Origin of the sequence: Amycolatopsis camponoti, from assembly GCF_902497555.1 — a bacterium.
Lineage (GTDB): Bacteria > Actinomycetota > Actinomycetes > Mycobacteriales > Pseudonocardiaceae > Amycolatopsis > Amycolatopsis camponoti.
In genome coordinates this window covers 2,692,761-2,708,045 of the sequence record NZ_CABVGP010000001.1, presented here as the reverse complement: position 1 = coordinate 2,708,045, position 15,285 = coordinate 2,692,761, and the positions used below count along the sequence as shown (strand labels likewise).

The 15,285-nt window shown below is 73.3% G+C and carries 13 protein-coding genes; 5 read left to right on the top strand and 8 right to left on the bottom strand.

Annotated features, from left to right (window positions below; translation table 11 throughout):
• Positions 1-205: 205 nt before the first annotated feature.
• Complete coding sequence (locus AA23TX_RS12860) at positions 206-1,576, bottom strand: glycosyltransferase (RefSeq protein ID WP_155542755.1); 1,371 nt, start codon at positions 1,574-1,576, stop codon at positions 206-208.
• A 57-nt stretch (positions 1,577-1,633) separates the two neighbouring features.
• On the opposite strand from AA23TX_RS12860, the gene AA23TX_RS12855 reads away from it, so the two are divergent.
• From AA23TX_RS12855 to AA23TX_RS12840, 4 genes are all read left to right on the top strand, one after another.
• Positions 1,634-3,730 (top strand): glycosyltransferase family 4 protein, encoded by a 2,097-nt coding sequence (locus AA23TX_RS12855; RefSeq protein ID WP_155542754.1) that lies wholly within the window; start codon positions 1,634-1,636, stop codon positions 3,728-3,730.
• A gap of 139 nt (positions 3,731-3,869) precedes the next feature.
• A complete protein-coding gene (locus AA23TX_RS12850; protein ID WP_155542753.1) occupies positions 3,870-5,234 on the top strand; it encodes a DUF2867 domain-containing protein in 1,365 nt (454 codons plus the stop codon).
• 83 nt (positions 5,235-5,317) lie between these two features.
• The gene (locus AA23TX_RS12845; protein ID WP_155542752.1) at positions 5,318-6,208 is read left to right on the top strand and encodes a fumarylacetoacetate hydrolase family protein; all 891 of its coding nucleotides are present in this window, start codon (positions 5,318-5,320) and stop codon (positions 6,206-6,208) included.
• Positions 6,209-6,434: 226 nt separating this feature from the next.
• Positions 6,435-7,127 carry a glycoside hydrolase family 12 protein gene (locus AA23TX_RS12840; protein ID WP_155542751.1) on the top strand — a complete coding sequence of 231 codons (693 nt, stop codon included), beginning with the start codon at positions 6,435-6,437 and terminating at the stop codon, positions 7,125-7,127.
• Here the strand turns inward: AA23TX_RS12840 and AA23TX_RS12835 are convergent.
• The 7 genes from AA23TX_RS12835 to AA23TX_RS12805 all read right to left on the bottom strand — a co-directional run bounded on the left by AA23TX_RS12835 (position 7,106) and on the right by AA23TX_RS12805 (position 14,373).
• On the bottom strand, positions 7,106-7,330 hold the full coding sequence (locus AA23TX_RS12835) for a ferredoxin (protein ID WP_155542750.1): 225 nt from the start codon (positions 7,328-7,330) through the stop codon (positions 7,106-7,108). The two genes, AA23TX_RS12840 and AA23TX_RS12835, sit on opposite strands and share 22 nt — an antisense overlap.
• Positions 7,331-7,343: 13 nt before the next feature.
• The gene (locus AA23TX_RS12830; protein WP_155542749.1) at positions 7,344-8,528 is read right to left on the bottom strand and encodes a cytochrome P450; all 1,185 of its coding nucleotides are present in this window, start codon (positions 8,526-8,528) and stop codon (positions 7,344-7,346) included.
• A gap of 12 nt (positions 8,529-8,540) precedes the next feature.
• On the bottom strand, positions 8,541-10,013 hold the full coding sequence (mhpA, locus tag AA23TX_RS12825; RefSeq protein ID WP_338422494.1) for a bifunctional 3-(3-hydroxy-phenyl)propionate/3-hydroxycinnamic acid hydroxylase MhpA: 1,473 nt from the start codon (positions 10,011-10,013) through the stop codon (positions 8,541-8,543).
• Positions 10,010-10,360, bottom strand: coding sequence for a DoxX family protein (locus tag AA23TX_RS12820; RefSeq protein WP_155542748.1), 351 nt, complete (start codon positions 10,358-10,360; stop codon positions 10,010-10,012). The genes mhpA and AA23TX_RS12820 overlap by 4 nt, the downstream gene beginning before the upstream one ends.
• On the bottom strand, positions 10,357-12,234 hold the full coding sequence (locus AA23TX_RS12815; RefSeq protein ID WP_155542747.1) for an acyl-CoA synthetase: 1,878 nt from the start codon (positions 12,232-12,234) through the stop codon (positions 10,357-10,359). The genes AA23TX_RS12820 and AA23TX_RS12815 overlap by 4 nt, the downstream gene beginning before the upstream one ends.
• Entirely contained in the window at positions 12,231-13,166 is a 936-nt protein-coding gene (locus tag AA23TX_RS12810; RefSeq protein ID WP_155542746.1) for a fumarylacetoacetate hydrolase family protein, read from the bottom strand. The genes AA23TX_RS12815 and AA23TX_RS12810 overlap by 4 nt, the downstream gene beginning before the upstream one ends.
• Positions 13,167-13,239: 73 nt before the next feature.
• A complete protein-coding gene (locus AA23TX_RS12805; protein ID WP_155542745.1) occupies positions 13,240-14,373 on the bottom strand; it encodes a VOC family protein in 1,134 nt (377 codons plus the stop codon).
• A gap of 136 nt (positions 14,374-14,509) precedes the next feature.
• On the opposite strand from AA23TX_RS12805, the gene AA23TX_RS12800 reads away from it, so the two are divergent.
• Positions 14,510-15,145, top strand: a complete 636-nt coding sequence (locus AA23TX_RS12800) for a TetR/AcrR family transcriptional regulator (RefSeq protein ID WP_155542744.1) — start codon at positions 14,510-14,512, stop codon at positions 15,143-15,145.
• Positions 15,146-15,285 lie beyond the last annotated feature (140 nt).

Genomic DNA, 15,285 nt, shown 5'->3' with positions numbered 1-15,285 from the left:
CGGCTTCCTCCGCTCCTCGGACACTTTCGATTCAACTGCGATGCAATCGGTCGACTTCTTGTCACACGTGCTCAGGGCGCCACCTTCGGCACGAGAGCCACTCTACCTGCATATTTGCGGCAAGGTGCACTGTTCTCGGTCGCGCGGGCCGGTCGAGGTGGGCACCTTCGGTGCCGTCTTGTGCGGCACCGAAGACTCCGTGGCTTTAGATTCGCATCGTCTCTGCATCGGTGATCGGAGGTCGTCGCATGGCCGACAACAATGCGCGCGCGGCGTGGCGTGGCCCCCGGCCGGTCACGAGCCGATACCCGGCTTCCCGTGCCTCATGAGCCTCCGCCACGGCGTGACCCGCGACCCGGGCCACCGCGCCGGGAGTGACGCGCTGGGGATCCAGCACCCGGCCGGCCGGGATGCGCTCGAGGTCGTGGGCCACCGCGAACTGGTCGCTGGAGAACGGCAGGGCCACCGCGGGCACCCCCGCGGCCAGGCACTCGGTGAAGGAGTTGTTGCCACCGTGGTGCACCACCGCGGCCACGCGCGGCAGCAAGGCCCGCTGCGGCACCTGGTCGGCGACGTCGACCCACCGCTCTCCGGCGAACGCCGCCCGAAGACCGGCCGCGCGATCGCCCGCGGCCACCAGCACCGACACCTCGGGCAGTTCGAGCAGTCCCCTGACCACGGTGCCCAGGACGTCGTCCCGGGCGGACAGGAAGGTCCCGAACGACACGAGGACGAGCCGTCGCCGGCCACCGGAGGTCAGCTCGCCGACCCGCTCGTCCCAGCCGCCGCGCAGGACCGCCGTCCCGACGTCGCTGCAGTGCCCGGCGAAGATCCGGGCGGGCCCGGCCGGAAGGTCCGGCAGCCAGGGCAGTTCCGGGTAGTTGAACAGCACCGCTTCCGGCGAGGTCAGCCCGAAGGCGCTCCGCGGCACCTGCCGGTCCGGAGCGCGTCCGGCGAGGAAATCCGCGAACAGCCCGGTGAACGTCCGGTCGTTCGCCTCGGCTTCGCTGCGCAAGCGGTCCAGTTCGCCGTCGGCGGGCCGGATCGAGCGCGGCCAGTACGGCGGCAGCCCGAAGAAGCGGCCGGCGCCTTCGAGGACGTAGCTGGGATGGCCCGGGCAGAAGGCCGCCCAGCGGCGGCCGAGGGCGTACACCGCCAGGGTGACGGCGTAGGCGAGCTGGTCGACCAGGTACCAGTCCGGCCGCAGCCGCTCGTCGAGGGAACGGACCGAGGCGAACACGCTGTCGGGGTCGGGCAGCATGTCGGCCCGCCGGTGCCGGGCCTGGGCCAGCAGGGCGGGCACCGCGCCGGCGCGGGTGGCTTCGAGGAACTCGGCCAGCCGCCGCTCCCCGTCGGCCTCCTGGCGGGTGCGTTCGGCGATACCCGTGTTCGCGTTGTCACCGAACGCCAGCTCCGCGAACGGCAGTCCCAGCTCGGCGGCCAAGCCCGCGAACGCCGGTGCACAAGCGAAAGTCACCTCCGCGCCTTCGGCCGCGAGCGCCGCCCCCACCGTCGCGAGTGGACGCGCGTGTGACGCGAACGGCGGGCTCACCACCACGATCCGCGATGCCGTCATCCCCGGCCACCTCCCTCTCCCCCGCCGACCCTACGGCCCGACCCCCGGAGCAGCGCAGTGATCAGTCAGGACACCCGGACCACCGCCGTCGCCGACCCGGTGGCGGTCCTCCGGACGTTGACCCCCGGAGCCGGCCCGGACCGGGCCGACGCGGTCCGCCGGGCCCTCCACCCCGGCTTCGCCGGACCCGCGCTGGTCGAGTACGCCGGCGCCGTCCCGGACGGGACCGATCCCGACGGTGCGGTGGCCGCGCTGCGCGCCCTCACCCGCCGAACCGGCACGCCCGGCCCCGGCGAGGTCCTCGTGGCGGTCCCGGAAACCGGGGACGCCGCGCTCGACGACCTGGCCGGATCGGTCGCCCTCGACCTCTTCGCCGACGCGGTCGCCGCGCACGGCAAGGCGGCCGCGGCCGCGGCGATCGGCACCGCGTTCGCCGTCGCGCCCCCTCGGCGCGGCGCGCTCCTGCTCGATCTGGCGGAACGGCACGGCCTGCACTGCCTGCCGGTGAGCGCCGCGGCCGACGCCGGCCCGGGTGATCGCCGGTACCGGCACGCCCTGTGGCGTTACCTGTCCCAGCTCGACGAAGCGCCGGCGGCGACCGAAATCCTGGCCGCCGCCCACATCCGCGCCGCGGATCCCTACGAACGCGCCCTGTCCGCGGTGTGCTTGGCCCGGCAGTCGGGACAGGGCTTCGAAAGTCCCTTGTGGACGGTCCCGGCGGCGGACCGGCGCGGGCTGACCGTGGCGCAGTCGATGCTGCTGGGCTCCTTCGACCAGCCCGGCGCCGGCGCCAGCGGCGGCCTCACGGTCCTGGCGCGGCACCTCGGCACCGCCTTGCCACGCCACGCCGGCATCGCGCGGGTCGTGACGCTGACCTTGGCCGGACGGGACCTGCTCCGCGACCGGGACACGCTGGCGGAAGCCGGCGACGACGGGCACCTGGTGCTGCGGCTGCCCGTCGACTCCCCCGGCCCGCCGCCGCAGGCCGCGCTCGCCCGGCACCGCCCGGCCATCGGGTTCCTGGCCCGGCACCTGCTGTGGCTCGCGGACCGCACCCCGGACGTCGTCCACGTGCGCTATTCCGACGACGGATCCGCCGCCGTCGCGGACGCGGCCCGGGCGATGGGCGCGCGGACCGTGTTCACCCTCACCGCCGACCCGCACCGCTCGCTGGCCGAGCGGCACCGGGCCGGCCGGCCGGGAGACCGGCAGGCCGCCCGCTTCGACCTGCACCGGATGTACACCGCCGACCGGCTGGTGGCGGCCGCCGACACCCTGCTCGGCCTGCCCGGCCGACCGGACGGGGAGCTCGCCGCGTACTTCCCCCGGCTGCGCGAGCGCCCGGAGCCGGAGTCCGTGGCCGAGGGCATCCCGGTGGTCTCGCCCGTGGCCGCGGCCGAGGTCCGGCAGGAGCAGCTGATCGACTCGTTGTTCGCCGCCGGTTCCGGGTTGCCCCGGCTCGTTCCCGAGGCCCGCGGCCTGCCGGTCGTGCTGTCCGTGGGCCGGCTGCACCCGGTCAAGCAGCAGGACCTGCTCGTCGAAGCCTGGCTGAGCCGGGGTCTGTACCGGCACACCGCGCTCGTGCTCGTCGGCGGCGACACCACCGACCCGAACGACGACGAAGCACGGATCCTCGGCCGCATCCGGGAACTGGCGAGCCGGTACCCGGCCGCGGCCGGCCGCCTCGCCGTACTGGCCGCCGTGAGCAACGAAGACGTCCGTTCGCTGGAGCACGGCCTGAGCCGCCGCCTGCCCGCGCCGACTCCGCACCTCTACGTCTGCCCCAGCCGCAAGGAAGAGTTCGGCATCGCGGTGCTGGAGGCCATGGACGCGGGCCTGCTGGTCCTCGGCCCCCGCCGCGGCGGGCTCGGCCACTACATCGACCACGGCCGCAACGGCCTGCTCGCCGACACATCGAGCCTCGCCGCCTTCGGAGACGCGCTGACGGCGTTCGTCCGCGGCGCGGCCGACGACCCGGTCCGGGCCCGGGCGGTCGCGGCCGCCGGTCGAGACACCGTCGCGCGGCGGTTCGGCATCCACGAGGTCGCCGGCCGCTTCGCCGCCGTCTACCAGCGCACCGCCGGCACCACCGCACGACCGGCGACCGCCAACCTGCTCGAAGGCCCCCCGTCGCCGAACGCGGATCCACGATGACCGCCTCAGCGCGGTGCACCGTCCCGGGAGTGACCGGATTCATCGGCCGCACACTCGCCGCCGCCGAACAGCGCACCACCGCACGACCGGCGACCGCGAACCTGTTCGAAAGCCCCCCACCGCCGAACACGGATCCACGATGACCACCCCCATGCGCTGCACCGTGCTCGGAGCAACCGGATTCGTCGGCCGCGCGCTCGTCTCCGACCTCCTCGCCGCCGGGCACTCCGTCCGTGCTCTGTCCCGCTCCGCCGAGCACCGCCTTCCCGAGCGCGTCGAGGTGACGCTCGGGGATGCCGCGGATCCGCGAGCGCTCGAGACCGCGGTCGCCGGCGCGGACGTGGTCTTCCACCTCGTCCACTCGTTGGCGCGGGCCGACTTCGCCGAGCGGGACCGCGTCATCGCCGGACGGCTCGGGGTCGCGGCCGCCGGGAGCGGGGTCCGGCAGATCGTCTACCTCGGCGGGCCGCGGCCGGTGACGGCCACGTCGCCGCACCTGGCGTCGCGGTCCGAAGTGGCCGACATCCTGCTCGGCGAGGCCGTCCCGGCGCTCGCGGTGCAGGCGTCGATGATCCTCGGCCGCGGATCGGCCGGGGTCGAGCTCCTGGCCCGGACCGCCCGGCTGCCGATCCGGCCGCGGCCGCGGTGGACCGCCCGGCGGAGCCGCCCCGTCGCGCTCGCCGACGTCCGCCACTACCTGCGGGCCGCCGTCGGTCTCGCGCCGCTGCGGGGGCGGCTCGATGTGAGCGGCCCGGAGACGATCAGCTACCACGACCTCGTGCAGCGGTGCGCCCGCGTCCTGCGCCGGCCCGCCGCCGTCACGCTGCCTTCGCCGTTGTGGTCGCACGAGATCGCCGCCCGGATCGCCGGCCTGGCCTCGCCCGTTCCGGCCGCCGTCGCGGCCGGGCTGTTCGCGTCGCTCGACCACGACCTGCTCCCGGCCGACGTCCCGGCGGAGACCGTCCTGCCCCCGCCGCCCGCCGGGCCGACCAGTCTCGACAACGCCCTGCGCGCGGCCCTCGGCGCTCCGGTGCCGGCCGCCCCGGCGGGACGGTCGTACGAAGAGGTCGACACCGCATCTTCCGCGGCCACCCCCGAGCGGCTGTGGCGGGCGATCACCGGGTTGGGCGGCGACGGCGGCCGGTTCCCGCCCGGGCCCGCGTGGGCCCTGCGCGGCCTGCTCGACCAAGCGCTGGGCGGTGCGGGGCTCTACCGCGGACGTCCGGACCGACCGGGCCCCGGCGACGTCATCGACTTCTGGACCGTCCGGAGCCGGGACGACTCGCGCCGCGAACTCGTGCTGACCGCCGACATGCGCCTGCCCGGCGACGCCGAGCTGACCTTGCGCGCGGAACCGGCCGGCTCCGGAAGCCGCCTGCGGCAGCGGGTGCGGTTCACCCCCGCCGGCCGGTGGGGCGACGCCTACTGGCACCTCCAGAAGCCCGCACACGACCTCGTGTTCGGGTGGCTCGCCCGGTCGATCGCCCGTGCGGCCGAAGCCTGACTGCCTGAGCCGCGCCTGTCCGGCAGTCGTTGACCGCCGCGCTCCGCACTCCGTAAGTTCGGTACCGAACAAGGAGGTCCGGGATGAGCCACCTGGTGCGATTCGCCGACGGGACCGGCACCGTCCGGATCGGCCTGCTCGCCGACGACGGGCTGCGGCCGCTCGCGGTGGCGTCGATGAGTGACCTCCTACGCCGTCCCCTGGCGGAGATCCGCGAGCTGGCCGGCGCCGCCGGGGAGCCCGAGCCCACGGACGGCGTCCGCCTGCTGCCGCCGCTGGACGGGCGCATGGAGGTCTGGGCCGCCGGGGTGACCTACCTGCGTTCCGAGGAAGCCCGCCGCGAGGAGAGCGCCGACGAAGACGTCTACGCACGGGTGTACCGGGCGGAACGCCCGGAGCTGTTCTTCAAGTCGTCCGCGTGGCGCGTGGTCACCGACGACGAGCCGATCGCCGTCCGCGCCGATTCCGCCAACAACGTGCCGGAGCCGGAACTCGGGCTGCTGCTGACCGGTACCGGGGAGATCGCCGGGTACGTGGTGGTCGACGACGTCAGCTCCCGCAGCATCGAAGGCGAGAACCCGTTGTACCTCCCGCAGGCCAAGATCTACACCGGGTCGTGCGCGGTGTCGGCGCGGGTGCGGCCGGCCTGGGAGGTGCCGGACCCGCTGGCGCTCGACCTCCGCATGCGCATCCTGCGCGACGGTCACGAGGTGTTCGCCGGCGAAGCCAGTACCGCGCAGCTGAACCGCGAACCGGCCGGACTGGTCGAGTACCTGTGGCGGGACAACGACTTCCCCGACGGCGCCGTGCTCTCGACGGGCACGTCCGTCGTGCCGGGACTCGACCAGGGCCTGCGGCCGGGAGACGTGGTCGAGATCGAGATCGGCGAGGTCGGATCGCTGCGCTCCCCCGTGGTGCTGGGCGCGGACGAGGTGCGCCGGGTGCTCGCCGCCCGGACCGATGGCCCGAATTAGACGCCGCATTGTTTCGAAGCGTTCGACAATCCATTCGACGATGGCCGCTGTCGAATATTCGATAAAAGGATGACCCATTCCCCCTTGAGGGTTCCTTTTCCGGAAGATCATTGACCGCCGGGAAACAGGGTGCGATAGTCGTCGGCATTCCACACCCTCGCTGCGATTCGAGGGCTCATCGAATGGATTCGACAACCGCGCGAAGAAGCTCGGAAAGGATGCATCCATGCGCCGAGGAGTACGTTCACTGGTGATTTCCCTGACCGCGGCGGCCGCCGTCGCGATGACGGCCGGCACCGCCGAAGCGGCCACCTGGTCTTCGACGGACAAGTGGGGGACCTGGTCCGACGGCGGATACACCATTCGCAACGACGTCTGGGGCAGCGGTGCCGGACCGCAGAACATCTGGGCGAATTCGTACAGCAACTTCGGTGTGTGGGCCGACCACCCGAACACCGGCGGGGTGAAGTCGTACCCGCACTCGGCGAAGAACGTCGGCCGCTCCCTCAGTTCGCTGCGGTCGGTGACCAGCACCTTCGCCGTGTCCCGCCCCGGCGCCGGGGCCTACGAGACGGCGTACGACATCTGGGCGAACAACAACGCCTACGAAATCATGCTGTGGATGAACAAGCAGGGGCCGGTCGGCCCGATCGGCAGCTACCAGGCCGGCGTGACCGTCGGCGGCCACGCCTGGGACGTCTACCGCGGCTCCAACGGCGCGAACGAGGTCTTCTCCTTCCTCCGCAAGTCGAACACCGACTCGGGGTCGGTCGACGTTTTGGGCGTCCTCGGCTGGATCAAGGCGCGCGGCTGGTTCGGTGACGTCACGCTCGGCGAGGTCCAGTTCGGCTTCGAGATCACCTCCTCGGCCGGCGGAATGGACTTCCGGACGAACAGCTACTCCGTGTCCGCATCCTGAAGAACGAGCCCGAACTCCCGCAGCGCGGCGACCGGGCAGGACGTGACGGCCGCCCGCGCGGCGGCGAGCTGCTCCGGCGGGATGGCCCGGCCTTCGAAGCGGTGGACGAGTTCGGCGTCGTCGTCGAATTCGAAGATCGCGGGCGCTTGTTCGGTGCACAGGCCGTGGCCTTCGCAGCGGTCGCGGTCGACGGAGATCTTCACCGGGTGTCCCCTTTCAGGCCGGGACGAGGTCGAGCGGGAGCCGCCCGAGGCGGTGGATGATGTTGTTGCGCGCCCATTCCGGTGGCCCGGCGGGCTCGATCCGGTCGACACGGGCCACCAGGGCGTGCAGCATCGCCTGGGTCTCCAGGCGAGCGAGACCTTGTCCGGCACAGCCGTGCGTACCGTGCCCGAAGCCGAGCTGGCGGGCGGCGTTCCGGCGGATGTCGAAGGTGTCGGGGTCGTCCCACTCCAGCGCGTCGCGGTTCGCCGAGGCGTAGAGGACGAGGACGCGTGCGCCCGCGGGCAGCGCGGCGCCGGCCACCTCGGTCCGGCGGGTCACTTCGCGGCTGAAGGCGCGCAGGGGCGAGAAGAACCGGACGACCTCGTTGACCGCGTCGGGGATCAGGCCCGGGTCCTGCTTGAGGAGCCGCCATTGGCCGGGGTGGGTCGCGAACAGGTGCAGGGCACTGGCGATCGCGCTGAGCGTGGTGTCCAGCGACGGCGCCAGGTAGTCGATCATCAGCGCGGGGCACTCGGCGTGGGCGAGCTTGCCCGCGTCGGCCGCGCGCAGCAGGTCGTCGCCCATGCTGCCCGGCAGCACGTTCCGCCGCTTGGCGACGTCGTGCGCGAAGCGCATCATCTCCAGTCCGCCGGGTACGGCCTTCACCGCTCGCCCGTTCAGCGGGCCCAGGACGTCGAAGGTGGCCGCGCCCCAGCGGAGCAGGTGCTCGCGGCCCTCCGCCGGCCAGCCGACGAGGTCGGGAACCACGGCCGCGGGCAGCGCGGCCGCGACTTCGACGCCGTCGACGCCGCGCCGGGCGAGCGCCGCGTCGACGATCTCGGCCGCCCGGCGTTCGACGACGTCCGTCATCGTGCGCAGGGCGCGGGGTGTGAGCCGGTGGGCGACCAGGGCCCGGCGGCGAGCATGGTCCTCACCGTCGCTGTTGAGGGTCGTGCCGCGGGAGAGGCGGTTGGCGAAGGGGTTCAGCGCGACGCCGTCGCCGGAGCCGAAGGTCTCCTCGTCCCGCAGCACCGCTTTGCACTCCGCGTAGCGGGGCAGCGCGTAGACCTTGTGCCTGGGCAGCCAGACCACCGGCCCGAGTTCGCGCAGCCTGGCGTAGTGCGGGTACGGGTCCAGGATCGCCTGCGGCGAGTAGAGGTCCGGCCGGTACGCGGGCACTTCAGGGCGTCGGGGCATCGTTGCTCCTTGTCAGGGGGTGGTGAACCGCCGCAGAACCCGCGAGAGACTGCTGCTCGCGGTCAGCACCGTGCCGTCCGGACGGACGATCGCCGCACCCGCCCGGAGCCAGCGGCCCAACTCGCCGGAGCGCCGGGTGGTGACGAGAACCGCACCGCGCTCCCGGATGGCCGCGCACTCACTCTCCGACGGGGGATCCGCCGTGACGACGGCGAAGCGGCCACCGGCCACGTCGTCGAAACGGCTTCCGTCGTCGAGAAGAGCGTTGGGGCACAGCCGCCCGGCCGAAGTTCGCCGGGCCGGTGGCCGGATGACGAGGTCCGATCGGCGCAGTGCGGGCGTCTCGCTGCCGACGACGCGACCGCTCAGGCGCGGCGCGGCCACCCGGCGGATCAGGTCGCCGAAGCGGCCGCCTTCGGTCATGGCCTTGCCGATCAGCACCGCCCGGCGGACCATCGCGCGGGCGTGCGGGCGGCGTTCCGCCTCGTACGAGCCGAGCGCGGTCGCGGGCAGGGTCCCGTCGAGGACGCCGGCGAGTTTCCAGGCGAGGTTGACCGCATCGCGCAGCCCGGCGCCCATCCCCTGCCCGATGAACGGCGGGGTCAGGTGGGCGGCGTCGCCGAGCAGGAACACCCTCCGGTCACGCCACCGGTCCGCGACCTGCGCGCGAAACGTGTACTCGCCGACGCGGACGATCTCCAGTTCCCGGGCCGGAATGTCCTTGGTCCACGGCGCGATCAGCGGGTGCAGGCGGCCGGGATCGCGGAAGTCGTCGCTGCTTTCCCCGGGCAGCATCCGGAATTCCCAGCGGTGGCGGGTTTTCCCGACCCGCATGTACGTCGCGGCGCGGGCCGGGTCGCAGACCTGGTGCACCCCCTCCCACTCGCCGAGGTCGGCGTCGGTGGCGATGTCGGCCACGAGCCAGCGCTGGTCGAACCGGAAGCCGGTCATGCGGGCGCCGATCGACGTCCTGGCGAGGCTGTTGGCGCCGTCGCAGCCCAGGACGTAGTCCGCGCGGATCGTCTCCCGCACACCGGTGACGCGGTCGGTCACCTCGACCCGGGCGGCGCCAGTGTCGTCCTGCGCGATTCCGGTGACCTCGGCGTTGCCGCGGAGGGTGACGCTGCCGAGCGCGGCCAGGCCGGCGCGGAGCAGGTGCTCCAGCTCGGGCTGGTCGAACATGTTCGCCTGCGGGTAGCCGTGGCGGCCGGCACCCGGCGAGCGGGGGAACTCGGCGAGCACCCGCAGGTCCGGGTCCAGCAGCCGCAGCCCGTGGCCCGGCCGGGAAATCGCGGCGAACTCCGCGGCCAGCCCCAGGTACCCGAGGATGCGGCAGACCTCGTCGTCCAGGTGCACGGCCCGAGGCCGGGGGTAGACCGCGTCCCACCGTTCCAGCACCAGGCATTCGACGCCGTACCGGCCGAGCAGCGCCGCGGCGGTCAGCCCGGCCGGGCCCGCGCCGACGATCACGACGGACACCTTCACGGCGACACCCCGAGGGCCACGAGGTAGCCGGCGACGCACACCGCGCAGACCACGGCCGGGGTGAGATCGCGGACCCCGTCCCGGTTGCGGACGTGCGTGATCACCGCGCCCGCGAGCAGGAGCAGCAGGCCGGCACCGGCCAGGGCGCCGAGCACCGGCACGGTCAAGCCGAGCAGGAGCCCGGCGGCTCCGGCGATCTCCAGCGCGCCGATGCCGCGGTAGGCCGTGACGGAGAAGCCGGCGTGCGCGGCGCGTTCCCGCATCGGCGCGAGCGCGAACAGCTTGGCCGCGCCGATGAGGAGGAAGACGGCAGCCACGAGGACAGCGAGCACGGTCAAGACGGTCATGGGTTTCCTCGGGACGCCAGGCGGACGGGGACGGTGTAGCGGCCGAGCGTGGCCGTCACCTTCGGTTCGTCCACTTCGGACGGGAGGGTGACGGTGGCGACGACGGTCCCGTCCTCGACGACCGCGTCGACGGCCACCCCGTCGAACGCCGCCAGGGCCTCGGTGATCGCGCGGCGGGTGGCGTCGGCACGCAGGCCGAGCTTGTACGGCTTGCCGACGTCGGTCACGGGCAGCGCCTCGAGCACCGTGACCGCCTTCGGCGCGGCGGCCCGCTCGGGTACGCGGCCGGCTGCCCAGGCCAGCAGGTCGGTCTCGGTCGCCGTGGCACCGGGCGCGAGGCTCACGTAGGCGACGGGCACCTCGCCGGAGTGCTCGTCCGGCCGGCCGACCGCGCCCGCCGCGATCACCTGCGGGTGGGCCAGCAGGGCGTCCTCGATCACCGCCGGGTCGATGTTGTGCCCGCCGCGGATGATCAGGTCCTTGGCCCGGCCGGCCAGGTGCACGAACCCGTCGGCGTCGACGCGGGCCAGGTCGCCGGTGTCCAGCCGGCCGTCGCGGAGTTTGCCGAGACCGTCCAGCCGGTAGCCGTTCTCGTCCCGGCCGACGACGTAACCGGGGAACACGGTCGGGCCGCTGATGGTCAGCACCCCGGTCTCGCCGTGGGGCAGTTCCTCCCCCGTTTCCGGATGGACGACCTTCATCCGCTGGTAGGGCAGGCGCTGGCCGACGGTGCCGAGGCGCGGGGCGTCGGGGAAGCTGCGCGCGCTGGCGCAGGTGGCTTCGGTCAGCCCGTAGCCTTCGACCAGCGTGACGCCGGTGTGGGCCTCGAAGCCCGTCCGCACGGCGGCGGGCAGCGGCGAGGCGCCGACCATGGCGTAGCGCAAGCTGGAGATGTCGGCGTCGACGGGGCACTGGGCGAGCACCGCGTACACGGTCGGGACCGCGCTCATCGCGGCGATCCGGTGATGCTCGACGATCTTCCAGAACTCCCCGTAAAGCGCGGGTTCGCGGTAGCCGAGGGGGCCGGCCCACACCGCGTGCTGGCCCTTGAACAGCGGCGCGAGCAGCGTGACCACCAGCGCGTTGACGTGGAACAGCGGCAGCGCCGCGAAGACCACCGAGCCGACTTCGAGCAGCGGGTTGACCGCGATCATCCACGCGTCGGCGACCTCGTTGGCGTGCGTGTGCGCGGCCGGCTTTGGGGCCCCGGTGGTGCCTCCGGTGTGGAACAACGCGGCCAGGTCCGTCGCCGCGGGCGGTTCCCCGGCGAAGTGGGCGGTGTCGTGCCCGGACGCGAGGTCGGCGAGGTAGCCCACCCGGACGCCGTCGATGACGGGCAGTGCCGCGGGTTCGCCGGCCGCGCCGGTCGGGCGCAGCACGAGGACCGCGTCCAGTCCGCCGGCGAGTTCCCGTGCGGTGGCCCAGCTTTCCGGCGCGAGTTCGGGGCCCGCGGTGATCAGGACCCGAGCCCCGGAGCGCCGGAGCAGTTCGGCGAGGTGGACGCGGGACAAGCCGCCGTTGAGCGGCGCGGCGATCCCGGCGAGCTGCGCGGCCAGGGTCGCCGGGATCAGGTCGGCGCAGTTCGGGGACATCAGCGCGACCGCGTCCCCGCGCCGGATCCCGAGTTCCCGCAGCAGGTTCGCGTAGCGGTGGACGTCGGCCAGCAGCTCCGCGAACGTGCGCCGGACGGGTTCCCGCCACCGCGCGGCCTCGGGCAGCACGGTGACGGCCGGACGATCCGGCCACCGCACGGCCGCCCGGCGGAGCAGGGCGTACGTCGACTCCGGCAGGCCGCGGTCGGCGAGCGGAACAGCCTCGATCGCGGCCAGGTCGGCCGGCTCGGCGCAGCGCGGCCACAACGGGTCGCCGGTCATCGCCGGTGCCTCACGATCGTTCGCTGGGTGCCCAGGTCGAGAGCACCGTCGTCGGTGGCGACCGAAGCCTCGACGACGTCGCCGTCGGCCAGGTACTTCGGGTTCTTCGCCTGTCCCTTGAAGAACAGCTTCCACTTCACCGCCGGCGGCAGCAGCGCGGCGATCTTCTCGACGGCCTTGGGCGGCGCGGACAACGCGGTGCCGGCCGGGGTGCCCGTCAACACCAGGTCGCCGGGATCCAGCCGCTGGAACCGGGCCAGGGCCCGCAGCGCTTCGAGCGGGCGGTGGATCATGTCGCCGGCGACGAGCGCGTTCTGGCGGACCGTGCCGTTGACCGACAGCGTCAGCCGCAGGTCGGCGAACCGCTTCAGCTCGTCGGCCTCCAGGAGTACGAGCGCGGGCCCGACCGGGGTGAACGTCGGGTACGACTTGGCCTCGTAGAACTGGGTCTGGGGCAGCTGGACGTCACGGGCGGAGACGTCGTTGGTGACCACCAGGCCCGCGACGTACTCGTGCACGGCGGTGATCTCGGTACCGACCGGGAGCTCGCGGCCGATGACCAGCCCGATCTCCACCTCGTAGTCGAGCAGCGTCACGTGCGCCGGCCTGACCACGTCGTCGAACGGGCCGCTGATCGACCCGGACGTCTTGCGGAAGAACGTCAACGGCACCGCCGCCGGATCCATCCCGGCATCCGTGACGTGCGAGGTGAAGTTGGTCATCTGGGCGACCACACGGCAGGGCGCGGTGACCGGCGAGACCAGGTCGAGCGACGCCACCGGCACGGTGTCCGCGGAGCCGGCCGCGGCGGTGATCGCCGCCCGGTCGCCGAGCAGCTCGGCGGTGGTCTTCGCCGTCGTGGTGATCTCGGCCGCCCCGGCCGGGGTGGCGACGTACCAGGCGTCGGCGGTGCGCAAGACGTTCAGGCTCATGCGCACACCTCGCCGGCGCTCGGTGCCGTGTGAGCCGGAAGCGCGGTGGTGAACGATTCACTCGCGAGCTCGTTCATGAGCGGGCCACTTTCAGCAGGCCCAGGAAGCGCTGGGCGTCGAATTCGTTGTCTTCGCGCAGGGCGGAGAACACCGCGCGCAGTTCGCGCAGCGACGCCTTGCCGGGCTTGACGCCGAGGAAGTCGGCCGTGGCCGGCGGCCCCCACTGGGCGAGGCCGGAGGCGGTCATCGGCGCCCAGCCGGGTTCGAGGGTGTTGTCGAACAGGTCGCCGTCGCTGTAGTGCTCGACCATGAACCCGTCCGGGTCGCGCCAGTAGTCGAACAGCTGGCTGCCCTCGATGTGGCGCCCGATGCCCCACGAGTGGTGGTAGCCGCGCTCACGCAGGTACTCGCCGCCCGCGGCCAGCGCGTCGAGGTCGGCGACCTGGTACGCCGAGTGCACGTACCGGTTCGCCGGGCCGAGCAGCAGCGCCAGGGTGTGGTGGTCAGCCGGAGTCGCGCCGCGGTCGCACCGGATGAAGCTCATCACCGGCCCGCGCCCGCGGCGGCGCGGGTGGAAGAGGAAGTCGCTGACGATCAGCCCCAGGTGCTGCAGGTACCAGTCCAGCGTCTGCCGGTACTTCGTCGTCTGCAGCACGACGTGTCCCAGCCGCTGCACCCGTGCCGGCGCCCGCGGCGGCCGCTGGGCGGCGTTGACCCGCCCCACCTCGTGGCCGAAGTTCAGCACCTGCGGATCCTGCGGCGGCAAGGCGGCCAGCTCGTCTGTGCCGGAGACGACCCGGACGCGCAAGCCGCTCGGGTCGGGCAGGTCGACGGAGACCCCGCCCAGCGTGCCGGGCAACCCGGTGACCTTCCGCCCGGTGGCGTCGGCCAGGCGCAGGACGTCGCCCGGCGCGGCCGCCCGGAACGCCGGTCCGCGGAACTTCGACCGAGCGCCCTCGCGGACGAGCACGCACGGCGCGCCGGGATCGGTGCCCCGCAGGTGCAGCTCGTGCCCGGTGCTGAGCGTCGTGGTGAACCCGAAGGCCCGCGCGAACACCTCGGCCCGCGCCAGATCCGGCTTCTCGAACTCCAGCCACGCCAGGTCGTGCACCTTGATCACCGGGTTCGCCGCCCGGCCGGGGTGCTCACCCGCGAGTGCGCCCCGCTCGCTGTGCAGGCCGCTGTGGGGATCGTGCTGGTCTGCCACGGCATCCCTCCCTCCACTCTGGTGACGACATCGTCAGTTACGAGCAGGTCGTCAGTCAAGAGTTTCTGACGATTTCATCAGCATTGACGCCACGGGGTACGATGCCCGCGACGAACGGCGGAAGGCAGGAACACGGATGCCGGAGCAAGCCCCGAGCCGGCTGGAGCGGCGCAAGGCGCGCACCCGCGCCGCCCTCGTCCAGGCCGCCCAGACGCTGATCGCGGACGGCAAGACCACCGTGTCGGTCCTGGAGATCACCCAGGCCGCGGACGTCGGACTGGGCTCGTTCTACAACCACTTCGAGACGAAGGAGCAGCTCTACCGGGCAGCGGTCGAGGACGCCCTGGACGCGCACGGTGCCCTGCTGGACGAGCTGACCGCCGGCCTGGACGACCCGGCGCAGGTGTTCGCGCAGAGCTTCCGGCTCACCGGGCGCCTGCACCGCAAGAACCCCGAACTCAGCAAGGTCCTCCTGCACTACGGGCTCGACCTGGCCACCTCGGAGAGCGGGCTCGCCCCCCGCGCCCGCCGCGACATCGAGGCCGCCGCGCGCGCCGGCCGCTTCACCGTGGATGATGCCGAACTGGCCATGGTCACGGTGGCCGGGGCCGCACTCTGCCTGGGCCGGCTCCTGCACCGTCAGCCCGAGCGCGACGACGCCGAGGCGGCCGACCGCGTGACCGAGGATCTGCTGCGCATGCTCGGCCTCCCCGCCGTCGAAGCGCACGAAATCTGCAGCCGCCCCCTGCCCGGCCTCGATACGGCCGCCTGAGCGGACCCGCCGAGCGGCGCACACGGCCGCCGGGAGCACGGCCGCGCCTCCGATCGACCGATGGACGGCGGCGCACCGTTCGCCAACGTATGGGAGCGCTCCCAGAAGTCGACGCCAGGAGTCTACGATGGTCGGTCAGC